Origin of the sequence: Sphingopyxis sp. (genome assembly GCF_035944815.1) — a bacterium.
GTDB lineage: Bacteria > Pseudomonadota > Alphaproteobacteria > Sphingomonadales > Sphingomonadaceae > Sphingopyxis.
This window is the reverse complement of record NZ_DASZAU010000010.1, coordinates 63,954-82,678: the sequence shown is the minus strand read 5'-3', so window position 1 is coordinate 82,678 and position 18,725 is coordinate 63,954. Positions and strand designations below refer to the sequence as shown.

Below are 18,725 nucleotides of genomic sequence, written 5' to 3'. Positions count from 1 at the left end.
TGGGCAAGTGCCGCGACCGCAAGTGACTATGCGCACAGGCCAATCAGGCGGATCGGCGCCCAAATGGCCGGTGACGCTTCATCCAGTCGCGGCCGCGATGCCAGCTTTTCCGGAGGCCGCGTTCGGTCAGCCTTTCGAACATCGCATCGGGGCTGGTCGGATCGAGCACCTCATTCTCGGCGATGAATTCGTCCATCGGCCCCGGGGGCACCAAGTCGAGCAGTTCGAGCGAGCGCCCCTTCCCGCGCAGCCCCTCGATCGTGTCGATCAGCGAGCCGGTGCGTTCAAAGGTACCCGCGACCTCCTCTTCCGGCACGTCGAGATGCTCGGCGATCAGCGAGGTACGCAAGCGCGCGATCACCGGTTCGGCACCCTTGTTCGCGGGCAGCGCCGTGTCGATCGTCACGTCGCACTCGCTGTCGAGGCCCATCGACCGGTTGTTCATATTGGCCGATCCGACACGGATCATGCGGTCATCGACGATCGCGGTCTTGGCGTGGACATAGATCGCCTCGCCGCGTCCCGTCCGCGGGCAATAGACCTTCAGCCGGTCGCCATGCTTCGCCTTGGCAATTTCGCGCACCAGCTTCACGCGCGCGGCGTCCATCGCCATCTGTTCGAGCCAGCCGTCGGCGGTCTCGGGCATCACCATCACAAACTCTGGCGGATCGTCTTCGTTCAGCCGTTCGGCAATCGCTGCCGCGATCTTGCCGCAGGTGAAATATTGATTCTCGAAATAGATGAAGCGTTTCGCGGCCGCGATCATGTCGAGATAGAGCTGTTCGATCTCGCGGATTTCCTCATGACCGTCATATTCGGCGCGGGTGCGCGAGATGGCGACGTCGACTCCCTCGAAATCGGGTTCGAGGTCATCGGGCCAGTTCTCGCCCTCGCCCTTCAGGTCGCGCAGCGGCTTCTTCGTCGCGCGCTGCCAACGCTCGTTGCCGAGGTCGGCGAGTGCGTTGCCGACAGGTCCGGCGAGGATCATCGTGCTGTCGTGCCAGGGCATATAGGCCTTGCCGTCGGGCGTCATGCGGTGCGGGTCGCCATCCTCGTGCTCGCGCGTATCCCAGCGGCGCGATCCGACGTCGATACCGCCGCACACCGCGAGATGATCGTCGAACACCGCGACCTTCTGGTGATGGCTGCATCCGACGGGGTGCGCGCTGTCGAGGCGGAAACTGATCGAACGCGTCAGTTTCCAGCGCACGACCATCGAAACGATGCGTGGCATCGCAAATTGCTTCAGTCCGCCGAAGTTCCAGCGCAGGATGTCGATGTCGCGATCGGGCTTTTCATGCGCAAGCCGCAGCAGATAGTCTCCGAGCGGTTCGCCCTTGCCGTCCTTGCCGGGTTTCAGCGCGATGCGCGGATCGAAGTCCCAGCCGATCAGCAATATCCGTTGCTTCGCATCGGCCATCAGTCGTTCGAGCAGCGCGTAATAATCGGCCGCATCGACAATCATGCGCGCCTTGTCGGCGCGTTCGATCCGCCAGCAATTACGCCCTTCGACGACGATCGGTTTCAGGTCGCGGTTGCTCATCGCCGCCGACACGCATGGCGGCGGCGATGGTTGCAACCGGACATATCAGGCGGCGAACTGTTCCGGCGTCAGCGCCATCATCGCCTCACTGCCCGCCTCGATCTTGCGGCGGAGCGAGCCTGCGTCGGGCAGGAAGCGTTCGCCGAAATAGCGCGCGGTGACGAGCTTCGCTTCGAGGAAAGCGTTGTTGCCGCGCCCTTCGGCGAGCGCCTTCTGCGCTGCTTCGGCCATCATCAGCCACATCGAACCGAGCGCGACGATCCCCATGATGTGCATATAGTGATGCGCGCCGGCACCGATATTGTTCGGGTTCGCCATGCCGTTCTGCATGAACCACATCGTCGCAGCCTTCAGTTCGCCATTCGCCTTCTCGAGGCGGGTCGCGAAGTCGGCGAGCGCCTCATTGCCCTTCGCGCGCGTGCATTCCTCGTCGACGATCGCGAAAAAGGCCTGGATCGCGCGGCCGCCATTCTGCGCCAGCTTGCGTCCGACAAGGTCCATCGCCTGCACCCCGTTCGCGCCCTCGTAAATCATCGTGATGCGCGCATCGCGGACATACTGGCTCATGCCCTGCTCTTCGATATAGCCGTGGCCGCCGAAGACCTGCTGCGCGTTCGTCGCGACCTCATACCCCTTGTCGGTGCCAAAGCCCTTGATCACCGGAGTCAGCAGGCTGACGAGATCGTCGGCGCGCTGGCGCTCTTCCTCGGTCTCGGCGACGTGCGCGAGGTCGACCTGCAGCGCCCCCCAGGTGCAGAGCGCGCGGAGGCCCTCGACGGTCGCCTTGCCGTCCATCAGCATCCGGCGCACGTCGGGGTGGACGAACAGCGGGTCGGCCTTTTCCTGCGGGTCCTTGGGCCCGGTCAGCGCGCGGCCCTGCCGGCGATCCTGCGCATACTGGACCGCGTTCTGATAGGCGACGTCGGCCTGGCCGAGCCCCTGGATACCGACGCCAAGGCGCGCGGCGTTCATCATCACGAACATTGCGGCGAGGCCCTTATTCTCCTCGCCGACCATCCAGCCCCTTGCGCCGTCATAGTTCATGACGCAGGTCGAGTTGGCGTGGATGCCCATCTTGTGCTCGATCGACCCGCACGACAGCGTGTTGCGATCGCCCAGTGAGCCGTCGTCGTTCACGATGAACTTGGGCACGATGAACAGCGAGATGCCCTTGACGCTGTCGGGCGCGTCGGGGGTCTTTGCGAGGACAAGGTGGATGATATTGTCGGTGAGATCATGCTCGCCCGACGAGATGAAAATCTTGGTGCCGGTAACCGCATAGCTGCCGTCGCCGTTCGGCACCGCGCGGGTACGGATGAGGCCAAGATCGGTCCCGCAATGCGGCTCCGTCAGGTTCATCGTGCCGCCCCATTCGCCCGAAATCATGCGGGGGACATAGGTTGCCTTTTGCTCGTCCGACCCTTTGACGAGGATCGCGGCGGTCGCACCCTGCGTCAGCCCCGGATACATGGCGAACGCCTGGTTGGCGGCGTTGCGATATTCCTCGACCGGGAAACCGAGGACGTGCGGCAGCCCCTGTCCTCCGAACTCTTCGGGCGCGGTCAGCAGGCCCCAGCCCGCTTCCGAATAGGCTTTGTAGGCGTCCTTGAACCCCTTCGGCGTCGTCACCGATCCATCGTCGTGGCGCGTGCAGCCTTCGAGGTCGCCCGACTGGTTGATCGGGAACAGCACTTCCTCGCAGAACTTGCCCGCTTCGGTCAGCACCGCTTCGATCATGTCGGGCGTCGCATTCGAAAAGCCGGGCAGGTTCGAATAGCGCTCGATCCCGAGCACGTCGTTGAGGAGGAACAGCGTGTCCTGCACGGGGGCGCGATAGACGGGCATGGGGAATCCTTCTGAAAAGCAGTTTCGATGTCAAACTTGCCTGGGGAGAGGCAGAGGGTCAGGAGCCGGGCGGCCTATTGGCCGGCATCGACTTTCTTCACCGTATCGATGAAGCGTGACAGCTCATCTACAGCGCTGTCAATATCGTCGCGCTGACGGCGCAGGAGCGAGATGCGTTCCTCGCATTTTTCGATCGTCACCTGACGCTGCAGCTTGCGGCCGTCGCCGACGTCGTAAAGGTCGATCATCTCGCGAATGTCGGCGAGGCTGAAGCCCGTGCGCTTGGCGCGCAATATCCACGCCAACCGCGCGCGGTCGCGCTTCGAATAGATGCGCGACAATCCCTTGCGCGACGGGCTGATCAACCCTTCGTCTTCATAGAAGCGCAGCGCGCGGGCGGTCACGCCGAACTCGGTCGACAAGTCGGTGATGCTGAATTGTTCGCGCCCCAGATGATCGGGCGTATCGATATGGGCGTGGCCGTAAGGTTCGGTCATGCGAGCGAAACTAGTTTCCGTTGACGTGAACGTCAAGCCCGCCAGATCGCGCCGATCCGGGACAGCTCAGCTGCTACAGGGGCGCCCTATATTGCCGCGTCGATCGGTCATTCGCAAGCCCCCGGCGTCGTCCGCCGACCAGCTCGCCCGCGGCAGCCGCAGGCCCGAAAGCGACGCGCGCGCGGGGCACAGGCGATTGCATTGTTGCGGCAGGTTTCCGGGTAGGCGCAGCTCGTCTTCTTCCTCGTGCACCACCGCCTCGCATCCTTCGACACCGGCAAAGCGCATCCGCCATCCCGCATCCTCGCGGACCATCGTGCCGCTTGCGGTGCAGGACAGACCGGGACCGAAAGCGGCGGTCACGGCAAAGCGCCATTGCCCGGCGCCGTCCGGGATCACGCACATCGCGTCGCGCCCAAGGTCGTGCGTTCGCTCGAAAACGCCGACGGGGCTCGACGCCTCCGGGCGAACCACGCCGCGTTCGCGGGCCGCCATCTCGAGCGGATTGTCGGCGTCGATCCCCTTGGGCCCGTCATTGGGCGCGGGCCGTCCGCATCCGGCAAGAAGCGAAAGCGCCAGCGCCAGCGCGGCGCTAGCCTTGCGCATCATCGGCCAGGAAGGTCAGGCTGCCGTCGCTCTCGACGCGGCGGTAAAAGCAGGACTTCCGCCCGGTGTGGCACGCGGGGCCCGCCGGCTTCACGCGCAGCAACAGCGCGTCCTGATCGCAATCGACCCGCATTTCGACCATTGTCAGGCCGTTGCCCGACGTCTCGCCCTTGCGCCACAGTGCGGCGCGCGACCGCGACCAGAAATGCGCCTGCCCCGTCGCGCGGGTCCGCTCGATCGCCTCGACGTTCATATGCGCGACCATCAGCAATTTATGGCTGTCGGCCTCGACGACGATCGCCGTTACCAGTCCGGCGGCGTCGAAACGAGGAAGGAAACGGTCGGCGGTGTCGCGCTGGTCATCCATAAATGGCGCTTTAGAGCAGGTTCGACGGCGCTGTCACCCCATGCTTCGCCTGCCATGTGACAAATGCGTGATTAGGGGGGCGACATTTGCGATTGCCCTCCCTATATGCGCCGCAGTCACTGGCCCCTGCCCCTGGAACGACATGCTGACGACCCATCCTTTCGACGACGACAAGCTCCGCGAGGAGTGCGGCGTATTTGGTATTCATGGCGCCGACAGCGCCGCCGCGGTTGTCGCGCTGGGCCTCCACGCCCTGCAGCACCGCGGACAGGAAGCCGCGGGGATCACCGCCTTCGACGGCAAGGAATTCCATACCCACCGTGCAATGGGCCATGTCGCCGGCAATTTCGACCGCGACGACATCATGCGCCAGCTGCAGGGTGCATCGTCGGTAGGACATGTCCGCTATTCGACGACGGGCGAAACTGCGCTGCGCAACGTCCAGCCTCTGTTCGCTGACTTGGCGACCGGGGGCTTTGCCGTGGCTCACAATGGCAACATTTCGAACGCCGCCGCACTGCGCAAGATTCTCGTTCGCCGCGGATCGATCTTCCAGTCGACCAGCGACACCGAGGTGATCATCCATCTCGTTGCGACGTCGAACTATCGATCGCTGCTCGACCGCTTCATCGATGCGCTGAAGCAGGTCGAAGGCGCCTATTCGCTGATCTGCCTGACCGCTGAAGGCATGATCGGTTGCCGCGACCCGCTCGGCATCCGACCGCTCGTGATCGGCAAGCTTGGCGATGCCCATATTCTGGCTTCGGAAACCGTCGCGCTCGACGTCGTCGGCGCCGAATTCGTCCGTTCGGTCGAACCCGGCGAACTCGTCATCATCCGTGACGGCCAGCTCACATCGCACCGTCCCTTTGCGCAGCAGTCGGCGCGGCCGTGCATCTTCGAATATGTGTATTTTTCCCGCCCCGACTCGATCGTCGACGGGACCAGCGTCTATTCGGTGCGCAAGGCGATCGGCGCCGAACTCGCACGCGAGAATCCGGTCGATGCCGACCTCGTCATACCGGTTCCTGATTCGGGCACGCCCGCAGCGATCGGATATGCGCAGGAATCGGGCATCCCGTTCGAACTTGGCATCATCCGCTCGCACTATGTCGGCCGCACCTTCATCCAGCCCGGCGACAAGGTTCGCCATCTGGGCGTCAAGCTGAAGCACAATGCCAACCGCGCGCTGATCGCGGGCAAGCGGATCGTGCTTATCGACGATTCGATCGTCCGCGGTACGACCAGCCTCAAGATCGTGCAGATGATGCGCGATGCAGGGGCTGCTGAAGTCCATATGCGCATCGCGAGCCCGCCAACGCAGCACAGCTGCTTCTACGGTGTCGACACGCCCGAACGCGCAAAACTGCTCGCCGCGCAGATGAGCGTCGGCCAGATGGCCAATTTCATCAATGCCGACAGCCTCGCCTTCCTGACGATCGACGGCCTTTATCGCGCGCTTGGCGAGGCCGAACGCAAGCATGACGCGCCTCAATATTGTGATGCCTGCTTTACCGGTGACTATCCGACCACGCTGACCGATTTCGACGAGCATGGACTGGAAGATCAGTTTTCACTGCTTGCTGAACGGGTTGTCTGACGCAATGACCACGACTTCTAAAGAATTGGCGGGCCAGGTTGCGCTCGTTACCGGGGCGAGCCGCGGGATTGGCGAAGCCATCGCGGAAGCATTGGCCGCGCGCGGGGCGCATGTCGTGATTACCGCTCGCACGGCAGGTGGACTCGAAGAACTTGAGGACCGCATCCACGAAGCTGGTGGCAGCGCGACGATCGCGCCGCTCGACCTGACCGATGGCGACAGCATCGCGCGTCTCGCGAGTGCGGTCGCCGAACGCTGGCAGCAGCTCGACATGCTTGTGCTCAACGCCGCGATGCTCGGGACATTGACCCCCGTAGCCGCCATCGACGGCAAGGAATTCAACAAGCTGCTGACGCTGAACCTGATCGCGCAGCAGGCGATGATCGCCAATTTCGATCCGCTGCTGCGTCGGGCTGCGAATGGTCGCCTTGTCGCACTGTCGAGCAGCGTCGCGCGCGAACCGCGCGCCTATTGGGGCGCTTATGCCGCATCGAAAGCGGCGTTCGAAACCCTCGTCACCAGCTATGGCGCCGAAATGCGTAATATTTCAACCGTCCGCTCCGCGATCCTCGATCCCGGCGGCACGCGGACGCAGATGCGCGCGCGCGCCTATCCGGGCGAAGATCCCCAGAGCATCAAGGAGCCGGCGGCGGTCGGCGACTATGTCGCCCGGTTGATGATCGACGGCTTTGACAGCACCGCTTTTCACGCGCTGCCGAAGGTCATGGAAAAAGCTTAACGCCATCTTCGTTTTCCGGCACTAGGAAGCCTGCATAACAAGGGTTTGCGAGGGCGCGGGAATGACCAAGAACATTTTGCGACCGGCGATTGCCGCAGTGATCGGTATCGTCGTTGCGTTCGGGCTGATCTGGCTGGCACAATATGCCGGCAGTGAGATTTCGCCCGACGTCTATGACCTCGACACCGGCGAAGTCCTGATCCCGATCGGATCGACGATCGCGCTGATCATCGGCTGGTTCATCGGAACGTTCGGCGGAAGCTGGCTGGCCATGCGCGTTTCGGCAGGCACCGGCGCAGGCTGGATCGTCGCCGGATCGGTGATCGGCGCGGCGCTTTACCGTGCCGTCACGCTGGCGGACACCTGGTGGATCATGGCGCTGGGCGTCGCCGTCCCGCTTGCCGCGGTGTGGCTGGCCCAGCGCGCGACGGCGACGGCCGCCGAATAAGGTCGCTGCGCCCCCGCACCGGCGGGGGCGACGCTTATTTCGTTTCCTTGTCGACTGCCGCCTGGACGCTCTTGTAAAAGGCTTCGCGTGCGGCCCCGACGCCTTCGGGGTCGGTGGCGGTCGGCCAATTGCCGTTCGACGCAATGATCAGCTTGCGCTTGGGATCGATGAAGATCCCCTGCCCGAAGATGCCCTGCGCGGCAAAGCTGCCGTCGTCGTTCGTCCACCACTGATAGCCATAGCCGCGTCCCGGCAGGTCGATCCCGGCCTGCTTCGTCGTCGCGGCGGGAAGCCAGTCGTCGGGCAGCACCTTCTTGCCGCCCGCAACGCCGCCGTTCAGGATGAACTGGCCGAAGCGCGCATAGTCCCTGAGGCTCGCCGACATGCAGCAACCGCTGATCTCATGCCCCGTCGCGCCGAGCATCCACACCGCGTCCTGCTCCATGCCAAAGGGCTTCCAGACCTTTTCCGACAGATAGGCCGACAGCGTCTTGCCCGTCGCGCTCGACACCAGAACGCCTATCAGATTGGTCTCGCCGGTCTTGTAGACCCACTTCGATCCCGCGGGCGCTTCGCGCGGCAAGGTCTTCATATAGCTGACCGTTATGTCCTCGCCCGCCGCCGGTTTTTGCATGTTGAACAGCGCGACGTCGGACTTGGGATCGGTGTAATCCTCGTTCCATTTGACGCCCGAGGTCATGGTGAGGAGCTGCTTCACCGAAACATCGTCATAGGCGGAGCCCTTGAGGCCGGGGATATAGGTCGTGACCTTGTCGTCGAGGCTCTTGATATAGCCGTCCTTCACCGCCGCCCCGACAAGCGTCGACGTAAAGCTTTTCGCGACCGAGAAGCTGGTCCAACGCCCCGTCGCGTTATAACCGAGCGCATAATTTTCGAGCCGGATCTTGCCATCTTGCACGATGATCAGCCCGGCATTGCGCTGCTTGGCCATATAGGCATCGACGTCGGCACCCAGATCGATCGGCTTGCCCTGCGGCAAGGGATAGACGGGCCCGCCCGCCTCGACCTTGTTCACCACGACCTTCGGGACCGTCTCCATCGTGCGGAAAGCGGCGTCGCGTTGATCCTGGGTCCAGAACAGCACATTCAGATCCTTTGGCAGTTGATCGGTTTTTTCGGTGGTCGCGGGCGCGCTGCACCCCGTCGCCGCGGTGCACAACAGCACCGCTGCCAAAAATCGTCGCATATGCTCTCCTCCCCTGTTTTCAGGCTGTCTTTTCGAGAGTGACCTGCGCGACGTCGATGCCGCCGCCGCGAAAGCCCCCCTCGCAATATTGCAGATAATAGCGCCAGAGACGGACGAAACGATCATCGAAGCCCGAAGGCAGGTCGTTCGCCGCGACCGCGGCATCGAAGCGCTCGCGCCATTGCCGCAGCGTTTCAGCATAATCGCCCCCGAACCGGCGGACATCGCGCCAGGCGAGCGCGCGCTCCTCGGCCAGTGCGCGAAAGCGGCTTTCCGAAATCAGGCAGCCGCCAGGAAAGATATAGGCCTGGATGAAATCGCTGCTCGCCGCGTAACGTTCGAACAGCGCGTCGTTGATCAGGATATACTGGATCGCCGCCTTGCCGCCCGGACGGAGCAGGCGCGCGATCGCATCGAGATAGGCAGGCCAATATTCCTGCCCGACGGCCTCGACCATCTCGACGCTGGCGATCGCGTCATAGGGCCCCTTGGCATCGCGATAGTCGCAAATCTCGACATGCGAGCGCCCGGTGAGATCGACCGCGCCCAACCGCGCGTCGGCCACTTCGGCCTGCGCCGGCGACAGAGTGATGCCCGTATAGAGCACATCGTGGCGCTCGACTGCGCGTTCGGCAAGCGCCCCCCATCCGCACCCGATCTCGAGCAGCCGACTGCCTGAGCGCAGGTCGAGCCGGTCGAGGATCGCATCGACCTTGGCTGCCTGTGCCTGTTCCAGCGTCTGCCCGGGATCGGTGAACAGCGCGCTCGAATAATTCAGGCTCACGTCCAGCCACAGCCGATAGAAATCATTGCCGAGGTCGTAATGGGCGTGAACGTTTCGTTTCGCGCCGCGGCGGTCGTTGCGGTGAAACGCATGGATCACCTTGTTTAGCCAGCGCGAAGGGCCATGCGCGCGCGCCACATTGCCCAGCGATTCGCCGTTGCGCATGAACAGGTCGAACAGCGGCACCGGATCGGGCGACGACCATTCGCGCGCTTCCCACGCGCGGTACCAGCCCACGGAGCCCGAGAGCGCCAGCCGCGCAAGCGCCGCCCAGCCGTGAAGGTGGACAACTGCGATGGGCCCCTTCCCGCGACCGCCGAGCAACCGCACGCTGCCGTCGGGCAAATGACCTTCGATCGTTCCCTGCGCGAGCCCGGCGTCGATCCGGTCGAGCATCAGGTGAAACAGACTGGCTGGCGCGAGCGCAATCAGCCGGGCCATCACGCCGCCGGTGCGGTAGGCACGGTCGGCGCGGAGCAATTCCTTGCCGCGGCGTGGGCTGACATGCGTGTTCATAGCCCCTTCCTGCCTTAAAGCGATGCGGCTGACAATCGGCTGTCGCGTGGCGTCACGGCCTCATATGCCCCGCATTCAGTCAGCGTGGCTCGCCGTGTCGGGCGCGGTCAAACGGACCTGAAATCGATCCTGCGCCAGCGGGTGCATGAAGCGCTGATCGCGAAGCAATATCGCGTCGCCGTCCTTCTGCGCTACCGGCATTCGCGACCAGAACAGGAATGCGCGGGCGGCGGGATCGCCCTTTACCCATGTCGCAAGTCGTGGGTCGTCCATACCGGTCGGCGCGCCGCGGCTATCGATATCTAGCCCCGTACCCGGCCCGAAATGCCCCGTTCCATACTCGGTCGCAGTGCGCCAAAAGATGTCGCGTTGCCAGAACTGCAGTGGTGGCGGGCTCGCGACGACAAGCGCGTTGGCATGTCCGGCGGCCGTCAGCGCAGTCGTGGCTCGAGCTTCGGCGACGCCGGTGATGAGCCCGTTGGCAAGGATATAGGTGCACACCGCGGTAAATCCGACCCACGCAGGGCGCGCCCAGTTTGCCGCCGCACGGCGTTCGCGTCGCAACGACAGCCACAGCGAAGCGGCCAGAGCGATCCAGATCCATAGGTCGATGATGAAGATACTGTCGCCATAAAACCAGCGGTGGCTGAACGGTTCGAGCAGGCGGATACCGTAATTGTTCAGCCAGTCGAGCGCCGGATGGCTGAGGCAGCCCACATAGGCAAGCGCTAGCAGCCAGCCCTTGTGCACCGGGAGGCGCCCCGAAGGCCGCTTCCCCCGCCGTTCCTGCCAGCGATCATAGCCGATCATCAACGCCCAGAGCAGGACCGGCAGTAGTAGCAGCGCGATCGGCCCGTGCGTGATCCCGCGCCGCATCGACAATGATTCGATGCCATAGATTGCGCAGCCCGCGTCTATATCGGGGAGGTTCGCGGCAATGATCAGTGTCGGCATCGCAAGACCGGTCTTTTTCTTGAGCCCCATCTGCCCAAGGACCGCCCCGACGAGGCTGTGCGTGAGATTATCCATTGTCGCGAAGCGTCAGAGTTCGGGGCCGCCCTCGGTCACCGTCCACGTCTGCCCCTTCTTGAGCAGGCCTTGCAGATCGGCCTTCTTACCTTCGGCAGCCGCCTGATTCTGCCGAACGACATCGGCTTCGAAGGTCGGGCGCGGGTCGTCGTACAGCACGCCCAGGGCCATCGGGAATTCGCCGAAACGCATTTCGACGAGCATGTGCGCGACGCTGCGGTTGGTCACGTCGTGGACGATCACGCCTGCCGCTTCCCAGTCACCGTTGGCGACGTCGACGGTCTTGAGGTGCAGCGCTTCGGCATCGAGTGCGATGCCCTTCGTTCCCTTGGCATAGAGCATCGGTTCGCCCTGCTTGAGCCAGAGCTGGCGGTCTTCGGCGCCCTTGGGGGCCGCGAAATCCTCGAACACGTCTTTGTTGTAGACGATACAATTCTGGAAAATCTCGATAAACGCGGCACCCTTGTGAGCATGCGCGGCCTTCAGCACGTTCGGCAGTTCCTTTGACACATCAAAGCCGCGCGCAACGAAGCGCGCACCTGCGCCGAGCGCGAAGGCCGCCGGCTGCGCTGGGCGATCGACCGAGCCATAGGGCGTCGACGGGCTGGTCGTGCCGACGCGGCTCGTCGGCGAATATTGTCCCTTGGTGAGCCCATAAATCTCGTTGTTGAACAGCATGATCTGGCAATCGAGATTGCGGCGGATCAGATGCATCGTGTGGTTGCCGCCGATCGACAGCCCGTCGCCGTCGCCGGTGACGATCCAGATGTCGAGGCTCGGGTTGGCGAGCTTCAGCCCCGTCGCAAACGCCGGCGCGCGGCCGTGGATCGTGTGGAAGCCATAGGTTTCCATATAGTAAGGGAAGCGCGACGAGCAGCCGATGCCGCTGATGAACACGGTGTTCTCCGGCGCGGTGCCGATTTCGGGCATCGTGCGCTGCACCGCCTTGAGGATCGCATAGTCGCCGCACCCGGGGCACCAGCGGACTTCCTGATCGGTTTCCCAATCTTTGAGCGTCGTCGGGCGCGCGATGGTGGTCATCTCGTTCATGCGAGCGCTCCTTCGATGGCAGCTTCGATTTCGGCGATGGTGAAGGGCTGGCCCGACACCTTGTTCACGGGCTTGGCGTCGACCAGATACTGGTCGCGCAGCACGGTCTTGAGCTGTCCGGTGTTCATTTCGGGCACGATCACCCTGTCATAGCTCTTGAGCAATTCGCCAAGATTGGCGGGCAGCGGCCAGATGTGGCGGATGTGGACATGGCTGACGTCGGCGCCCTGCGCCCGCTGGCGGCGCACCGCCTGATGGATCGGGCCGAAGGTCGAGCCCCAACCGACGACGGCAAGCCTCCCGCCCTCCGCGCCGAGTTCGACGACCTGGTCGGGCACCTTGATGCCGTCGATCTTGTCCTTGCGGATGTCGGTCATCGCCTGGTGGTTGGCGGGCGCATAGTTGATGTGGCCGGTATCGACTTCCTTCTCGATCCCGCCGATGCGGTGGAGCAGCCTGGGCGTGCCCGGCTTGACCCACGGACGTTTCAGATTTTCGTCGCGGCCATAGGGCTTGAAGCCGCCTTCGGGCACTTCGGTCAGGAACTCGACCGGAAACGCCTCATAGGTGGCAAGATCGGGCACCGCCCAAGGCTCGGCAGCGTTGGCGATATAGCCGTCGGTGAGCAGCATCACCGGAGTCATATATTGCACCGCGATACGCACGGCCTCGATCGCGCATTCGAACGCGTCGCCGGGCGAGCGTGCGGAGATGACGGGCATCGGCGCGTCGCCGTTGCGGCCGTAGACCGCCTGATAAAGGTCGGATTGCTCAGTCTTGGTCGGCAAGCCTGTCGACGGACCGCCGCGCTGTGAATTGACGATGACGAGCGGCAGCTCGGTCATGATCGCAAGGCCCATCGCCTCGCCCTTCAAGGCGATGCCGGGCCCCGACGAGCTGGTTACGCCGAGCGAGCCACCATAGCTGGCGCCGATCGCCGAACAGATGGCCGCAATCTCGTCCTCCGCCTGGAAGGTCGTGACGTCATATTCCTTGAGCCGCGACAGATGATGCAGGATCGCCGACGCTGGGGTAATCGGGTAGCCGCCGAAGAACATGGGCAGCTTCGCAAGCTGCGCGCCCGCGACGAGGCCGAGCGCGATACCCTCCGCGCCGGTCAGCGTGCGATAAAGGCCCGGCGCGACAGGTGCGGGATCGACATGATGCTGCTTGAGCGGCCCCGCCAGCTCGGCGGTCTCGCCATAGGCGTGGCCGGCGTTGAGCGCAGCGACGTTGGCGGCGGCGAGGTTGGGGTCCTTGGCGAATTTCGCTTCGAGCCAGTCGATCAACGGCTGGCGATCACGGTCGAACATCCAAAGCGAAAGCCCCAGCGTCCACATATTCTTGCAGCGCAGCGCCTCCTTGTTGCCGAGCCCGAAGGGTTTGACCGCGTCCATGGTGAGCTGGCTGATGTTGAGCTTGAGGAGCTGCCACTTCGCGAGGCTGCCGTCATCGAGCGGGTTCGCTTCATATTTCGCCTTGGCGAGGTTGCGATCGTTGAACTCGCCCTCGTCCGCAATGATGAGGCCGCCCTGCTTCAATTGCGGCACATTGGTCTTCAGCGCCGCGGGATTCATCGCGACGAGGACGTCGGGCGCATCGCCCGCGGTCTCGATCGCCGATGAACCGAAATTGATCTGGAAGGCCGAAACCCCGAACAGGGTCCCCTGCGGTGCGCGGATCTCGGCCGGGAAATCGGGGAAGGTCGCGAAGTCGTTGCCTGCGAGCGCCGACGACAAGGTAAACTGACCGCCGGTCAGCTGCATCCCGTCGCCGCTATCGCCGGCAAATCGAACTACCACTGCGTCCGAAAGGGGGGACTGCCGTTTGTCGGCTTCGTCCGCTACCGCTGTCGCCATTTTTCGTATCTGCCTTTGAATCTTGCGAACCTGTGACACTGGCCTAGGCCCCTGCGCGTCAAGCCGCAATTGAGAAAAAATTGTGCGCTGCAAAGGGTGAAGCGCAGGTGGGTTTCATTTCGGGATTGAATTTGCAGCCCCGATCCCGAATAGCATGGCCAAAATGACGATCAGGGAGAGACGCAGATGACCGACGGCACCACCCCTTTCACGCGCCCCGACGTGGCGGCCTTCCTCGCCTTCCTGAATGCGCAGGAAGGCCCTAAAATGGAGGAGATGCCGCCCGCCGGCGCGCGCGAAATGTTCCGCATGATGGGGCAGCTCGCCGACGTGCCGCGTGGCGACATTGCGAAGGTCGAGGACCGGACGATTCCCGGGCCCGCCGGCGACATCGCCATCCGCATCTATGACAATCGCCCCGACCGCGAGCCCGGCCCTGTCATGGTCTTTTATCACGGCGGGGGCTGGGTGATCGGCGACCTCGACACCCACGATCCCTATTGCGCCGAGGCCGCACGGCTTCTCGACATGCCGGTGATCGCGGTCGACTATCGCCTTGCACCCGAACACCCCTTCCCCGCCGCACCGATCGATTGCGAAGCCGCGACGCGCTGGGTTGCCGACAATATTCCGTGCACCGGACTCGTCCTCTCGGGCGAAAGCGCCGGCGGCAACCTGACGATCGCTACCGCCCTCACCCTTCGCGACAAACCGGCGTCGAAGCTCGTCATCGCGATCCATCCCATCTATCCCGCGGTCACGACGCACGACGACTGGCAAAGCTATCGCGATTTCGGCGAGGGGCATCTGCTCACCCAAGGTAGCATGACATGGTTCGGCAATCATTATGCCGCCGACCCCGCCGATTATCGCGCTTCACCGCTCGATTTCCCGGCCGAGGGGCTGCCGCCGACGTTGCTGATCACCGCCGGGCTCGACCCGCTGCGCGATCAGGGCCGCGCCTATGCGGCGAAGCTGATCGAAGCCGGCGTGCCCACAACCTATCGCGAAGCGACGGGCACGATCCACGGCTATATCAACCTGTCGCAGGGCATCCCGAGCGCGAAGGACGATATTCGCGGCGCATTGACCGTCTTGAAGGCAATCGTCGCCGAAGCTACCGGGGCGGCATGATCGATCACAGCAAACTCCCCTACCGGCCCTGCGCCGGCGTCATGCTCGCCAACCGCGACGGTCGCATCTTCGTCGGCCAGCGGCTCGATACGTCGAGCGAGGCCTGGCAGATGCCGCAGGGCGGGATCGACGATGGCGAAGACGCCGAGCAAGCCGCGATCCGCGAGCTTGGCGAGGAGACCGGTGTCCATGGAGGGCTGGTCGAAATCATCGCGCGCAGCAAGGAAGAATATTTCTACGATCTGCCCGATCATCTGATCGGCAAGATGTGGGGCGGCAAATATCGCGGCCAGCGCCAGCACTGGTTCCTGATGCGCTTCATGGGCGAGGACGGCGACGTCAACATCCACACGAAGCACCAGGAATTCCGCGCGTGGAAATGGGCGGAGCTTGGCGAGATCGAAAAGCTGATCGTGCCGTTCAAACGCACGCTTTACCGTGGACTGGTCGAGGAATTCGGACCGCTGGTCTAACCCTTCAACGCGATAGCTGTACGAAAGACGTCCGCGAACATCTCTGCTGTCAGCCGCCCCGTGTTCGTATTGTAGCGCGAGCAGTGATAGCTATCGACGAGGTGGCGGCCGCCGGGCAACGGATGGATTGTGCCATGGGCGAATGGATGGGCAGCCAATCGTTCGCCGAAAGCGCGTAGCGTCGCGTCATGGGCAATCCGTCCCAGGGCGATGATCACACGAACCTTCGGCAATGCCGCCAGTTGTCTCTCGAAGAAGGGTCGGCAATTAGCGATTTCCTCCGGTGTCGGCTTGTTCTGCGGCGGCAGGCATTTGACGCTGTTGACGATAATCGCGCCATCGAGCGTCAACCCGTCGTCGATGTGCGCTTCATAACGCCCGCGGCTCAGGCCGAACTCGGCGAGCGTCGCGAACAGAAGGTCGCCGGCATAGTCGCCGGTGAACGGTCGCCCCGTCCGGTTCGCGCCATGCTTGCCGGGTGCGAGGCCAGCGAACGCGAGCTATGCGTCGGGATCGCCGAACGCATGGACCGGCGCATTCCACCAATCCGGATGTTCGGCCTGACATTCGCGCCGCAACGCGACGAGTCGAGGGCACCGCGGACAATCGCGCGGCGGTTCCGTTCCGGGCAACGGGCTGTCAATTTCCACGCATCTGCGATAGGCGCAGCGCCATGAGCAACGCAATGCCGCTTCCCCTATATGCCATCGGCCTCGGGTCGAACCGGCGCCATGCGCGCTTCGGCGACCCGCGCGCCGTGCTGCTGGCGGCACTTGCTGCGCTGGAGAGTGACGATATCGAGGCGGTCGACGCCAGCCCGATCATCGCGAGCGATCCGATCGGCCCGTCGCGCCGTCGCTATGCCAATGCCGTCGCGCTCGTCGCTTCGTCGCTCAGCCCGCCCGAGATGCTCGAACGGCTGCAAGCGATCGAAGCGAGCTTCGGTCGTCGCACGGGCCAGCGCTGGAGCGCACGGACCCTCGATCTCGACATATTGCTCTGGTCGGGCGGGGTGTGGGCCGACGGCGTGCTCACCATTCCGCACCCCGCGATCGAACAGCGCGCCTTCGTCCTCGGCCCGCTACGCGCAATCGTTCCCGGATGGCAGCACCCCCTGCACGGGCGTAGCGTACGACAGCTCGCGGCACGCCTTTCGCGTCCAAAGCCGGTTGACCGGGCCGCATCGGCGCACTAGGGCGGCGGCTCACTTCGTAAGCCCGCTTCGGCGAGGCCGCGATGGGGCCCTTAGCTCAGTCGGTAGAGCAACTGACTTTTAATCAGTAGGTCGCTGGTTCGAACCCAGCAGGGCTCACCATTCCCCTTGATCGACATCGCAAAACCGGCCTGCCGTACCGGCGGTGCACAATCTGTTGGTAGTATATCGCCGATAGACTAGGGCGGCGGTTCGAGACTGCCTATTGGAGACAGGGCAAGCGATGACGATATTATTGACCGGCGGGGCAGGATATATCGGCAGCCACGTCGCCGCCGCCTTGGTGTCGTTGGGGAACGAGGTCGTCTGCTTCGACAATCTCTCGAACAGCGATGCGGCCGTCATGGACCGGCTCGAAGCGATCACGGGCACCGCCATCCCGCTGGTCGAAGGCGACATTCGTGATCGCGACGCGCTGCGCAAGGCTCTCAGCGAATATGATGTTCGGGCGGTCATCCATTTTGCAGGACTCAAGGCCGTAGGCGAGTCGGTCGCCGAGCCCATGAAATATTACGACAATAATGTTCGCGGCACGCTGACCCTGCTCGAAGCGATGCGCGATTGCGACGTTCGTACGCTGGTCTTTTCATCGAGCGCGACCGTCTACGGCCAACCGCAATATCTGCCGCTCGACGAAGATCATCCGACATCGGCGACCAACCCGTATGGGCGTACCAAGCTGATGATCGAGGAGATGCTTGCCGACGTTGCGTCAGCCGACCCCGACTGGCGCATCGCAATCCTGCGCTATTTCAACCCGGTCGGCGCGCATGACAGCGGATTGATCGGAGAAAATCCGAATGGCATTCCCAACAATCTGATGCCCTTCATCAGTCGCGTCGCCGCCGGACGGCTGGCCGAACTATCGGTGTTCGGCGACGATTATGACACGCCCGACGGAACCGGCGTCCGCGACTATATCCATGTCGTCGACCTCGCCGACGGACATGTCGCCGCGCTTGATGTGATCGCCAACGCCAACCAGCCGCTGTCGACGTGGAACCTCGGCACGGGCCAGGGCTATTCGGTGCTCGGGATGGTCGAGGCGTTCGAGCGCATAAACGGCGTTCGTGTCCCCTATCGCATCGCGCCGCGCCGCGATGGCGACGTCGCGAGCTGTTTCGCCAGCCCCGAACGCGCCGAACGCGAACTGGGCTGGAAGGCGAGCCGCGACCTCGACGCCATGTGTGCGTCGAGCTGGCGCTTCGAACGCATGCTCGCGACGCGCAACGCCGACTAGCCGAGCCAGCACGCAGTCTGCGCGAGCACCCACAGGCCAATCACGAGGAACAAGGCTGCTGCGACCACACGAACCTTGGCGAGGTCGACGCGTTTGAGCAGTTCGTTGCCGAGGAAGATCGCAGGGACATTGGCGATCATCATGCCGAGCGTCGTTCCCGCTGTCACCGCCAAGACATTTTTATATTGCGCGCCCAGCGCGATCGTCGCGACCTGTGTCTTGTCGCCCATTTCGACGAGAAAGAAGGCCACAAGCGTTGTCAGGAACGCCCCGAAGCGCGGCTTGGGCGCTTCGTCATCGTCGAATTTGTCGGGGATGAGCGTCCATGTCGCCATCGCGACGAACGACAGACCGATCGCATAGCGAAAAACCGGACTGTCGAGCAAAGCCGCCGCCGACGCGCCGAGCAGGGCCGCCAGCGCATGATTGGCCAGCGTCGCGACCAATATGCCAAGGATGATCGGCACCGGACGGCCAAAGCGCGCCGCGAGCAGGATCGCCAACAATTGTGTCTTGTCGCCGATTTCGGCGAGTGCGACGACCGCGGTCGAGGTGAACAGGGCTTCCATGGGATA

General features: G+C 63.6%; 18 protein-coding genes, 1 tRNA gene and 1 pseudogene. 8 read left to right on the top strand and 12 right to left on the bottom strand.

Features of this window, described 5'->3' with window-relative positions; translation table 11 throughout:
* Positions 1 to 43: 43 nt before the first annotated feature.
* The 5 genes from VGU00_RS15290 to hisI all read right to left on the bottom strand — a co-directional run bounded on the left by VGU00_RS15290 (position 44) and on the right by hisI (position 4,858).
* Positions 44 to 1,543, bottom strand: a complete 1,500-nt coding sequence (locus VGU00_RS15290; protein ID WP_327470009.1) for a phospholipase D-like domain-containing protein — start codon at positions 1,541 to 1,543, stop codon at positions 44 to 46.
* 45 nt (positions 1,544 to 1,588) lie between these two features.
* A complete protein-coding gene (locus VGU00_RS15285; protein ID WP_327470007.1) occupies positions 1,589 to 3,388 on the bottom strand; it encodes an acyl-CoA dehydrogenase C-terminal domain-containing protein in 1,800 nt (599 codons plus the stop codon).
* Between the two features lie 74 nt (positions 3,389 to 3,462).
* The gene (locus tag VGU00_RS15280) at positions 3,463 to 3,885 is read right to left on the bottom strand and encodes a MerR family DNA-binding transcriptional regulator (protein WP_325030626.1); all 423 of its coding nucleotides are present in this window, start codon (positions 3,883 to 3,885) and stop codon (positions 3,463 to 3,465) included.
* Positions 3,886 to 3,951: 66 nt separating this feature from the next.
* Positions 3,952 to 4,494 carry a hypothetical protein gene (locus VGU00_RS15275; protein WP_327470005.1) on the bottom strand — a complete coding sequence of 181 codons (543 nt, stop codon included), beginning with the start codon at positions 4,492 to 4,494 and terminating at the stop codon, positions 3,952 to 3,954.
* Entirely contained in the window at positions 4,478 to 4,858 is a 381-nt protein-coding gene (gene hisI, locus VGU00_RS15270; protein WP_327470003.1) for a phosphoribosyl-AMP cyclohydrolase, read from the bottom strand. Before hisI ends, VGU00_RS15275 begins: the two co-directional genes overlap by 17 nt.
* Positions 4,859 to 5,000: 142 nt before the next feature.
* Between hisI and purF the strand changes: the two genes are divergently transcribed.
* The 3 genes from purF (at position 5,001) to VGU00_RS15255 (ending at position 7,645) form a co-directional block, all read left to right on the top strand.
* Complete coding sequence (gene purF / locus VGU00_RS15265) at positions 5,001 to 6,458, top strand: amidophosphoribosyltransferase (RefSeq protein WP_327470001.1); 1,458 nt, start codon at positions 5,001 to 5,003, stop codon at positions 6,456 to 6,458.
* A 4-nt stretch (positions 6,459 to 6,462) separates the two neighbouring features.
* Positions 6,463 to 7,197 (top strand): SDR family NAD(P)-dependent oxidoreductase, encoded by a 735-nt coding sequence (locus VGU00_RS15260; RefSeq protein WP_327469999.1) that lies wholly within the window; start codon positions 6,463 to 6,465, stop codon positions 7,195 to 7,197.
* 61 nt (positions 7,198 to 7,258) lie between these two features.
* On the top strand, positions 7,259 to 7,645 hold the full coding sequence (locus VGU00_RS15255; protein ID WP_327469998.1) for a hypothetical protein: 387 nt from the start codon (positions 7,259 to 7,261) through the stop codon (positions 7,643 to 7,645).
* Between the two features lie 34 nt (positions 7,646 to 7,679).
* Here the strand turns inward: VGU00_RS15255 and VGU00_RS15250 are convergent, their stop codons facing one another.
* From VGU00_RS15250 to VGU00_RS15230, 5 genes are all read right to left on the bottom strand, one after another.
* A complete protein-coding gene (locus tag VGU00_RS15250; protein WP_327469997.1) occupies positions 7,680 to 8,852 on the bottom strand; it encodes a serine hydrolase in 1,173 nt (390 codons plus the stop codon).
* Positions 8,853 to 8,871: 19 nt separating this feature from the next.
* Positions 8,872 to 10,152, bottom strand: a complete 1,281-nt coding sequence (locus VGU00_RS15245) for a cyclopropane-fatty-acyl-phospholipid synthase family protein (protein WP_327469995.1) — start codon at positions 10,150 to 10,152, stop codon at positions 8,872 to 8,874.
* Positions 10,153 to 10,227: 75 nt separating this feature from the next.
* A complete protein-coding gene (locus tag VGU00_RS15240) occupies positions 10,228 to 11,181 on the bottom strand; it encodes a metal-dependent hydrolase (RefSeq protein WP_327469993.1) in 954 nt (317 codons plus the stop codon).
* A gap of 12 nt (positions 11,182 to 11,193) precedes the next feature.
* Positions 11,194 to 12,231 carry a 2-oxoacid:ferredoxin oxidoreductase subunit beta gene (locus VGU00_RS15235; protein ID WP_327469991.1) on the bottom strand — a complete coding sequence of 346 codons (1,038 nt, stop codon included), beginning with the start codon at positions 12,229 to 12,231 and terminating at the stop codon, positions 11,194 to 11,196.
* On the bottom strand, positions 12,228 to 14,090 hold the full coding sequence (locus VGU00_RS15230) for a 2-oxoacid:acceptor oxidoreductase subunit alpha (RefSeq protein WP_327469989.1): 1,863 nt from the start codon (positions 14,088 to 14,090) through the stop codon (positions 12,228 to 12,230). Before VGU00_RS15230 ends, VGU00_RS15235 begins: the two co-directional genes overlap by 4 nt.
* Positions 14,091 to 14,276: 186 nt before the next feature.
* Between VGU00_RS15230 and VGU00_RS15225 the strand changes: the two genes are divergently transcribed.
* A complete protein-coding gene (locus tag VGU00_RS15225; RefSeq protein ID WP_327469987.1) occupies positions 14,277 to 15,224 on the top strand; it encodes an alpha/beta hydrolase in 948 nt (315 codons plus the stop codon).
* On the top strand, positions 15,221 to 15,697 hold the full coding sequence (locus tag VGU00_RS15220; protein ID WP_327469985.1) for an RNA pyrophosphohydrolase: 477 nt from the start codon (positions 15,221 to 15,223) through the stop codon (positions 15,695 to 15,697). The genes VGU00_RS15225 and VGU00_RS15220 overlap by 4 nt, the downstream gene beginning before the upstream one ends.
* On the opposite strand, the pseudogene VGU00_RS15215 reads toward VGU00_RS15220, so the two are convergent.
* A pseudogene (locus VGU00_RS15215) lies at positions 15,694 to 16,347 on the bottom strand (uracil-DNA glycosylase). The gene VGU00_RS15220 and the pseudogene VGU00_RS15215 overlap by 4 nt on opposite strands.
* Positions 16,348 to 16,370: 23 nt before the next feature.
* Between VGU00_RS15215 and folK the strand changes: the two are divergent.
* The 3 genes from folK to galE all read left to right on the top strand — a co-directional run bounded on the left by folK (position 16,371) and on the right by galE (position 18,150).
* Positions 16,371 to 16,892, top strand: coding sequence for a 2-amino-4-hydroxy-6-hydroxymethyldihydropteridine diphosphokinase (folK, locus tag VGU00_RS15210; RefSeq protein WP_327469983.1), 522 nt, complete (start codon positions 16,371 to 16,373; stop codon positions 16,890 to 16,892).
* 44 nt (positions 16,893 to 16,936) lie between these two features.
* Positions 16,937 to 17,012: transfer RNA gene (locus VGU00_RS15205), tRNA-Lys, on the top strand.
* A 121-nt stretch (positions 17,013 to 17,133) separates the two neighbouring features.
* On the top strand, positions 17,134 to 18,150 hold the full coding sequence (gene galE, locus VGU00_RS15200) for a UDP-glucose 4-epimerase GalE (protein ID WP_327469981.1): 1,017 nt from the start codon (positions 17,134 to 17,136) through the stop codon (positions 18,148 to 18,150).
* Here galE and VGU00_RS15195 read toward each other — a convergent pair.
* Entirely contained in the window at positions 18,147 to 18,719 is a 573-nt protein-coding gene (locus tag VGU00_RS15195) for a TMEM165/GDT1 family protein (protein WP_327469979.1), read from the bottom strand. The two genes, galE and VGU00_RS15195, sit on opposite strands and share 4 nt — an antisense overlap.
* Positions 18,720 to 18,725 lie beyond the last annotated feature (6 nt).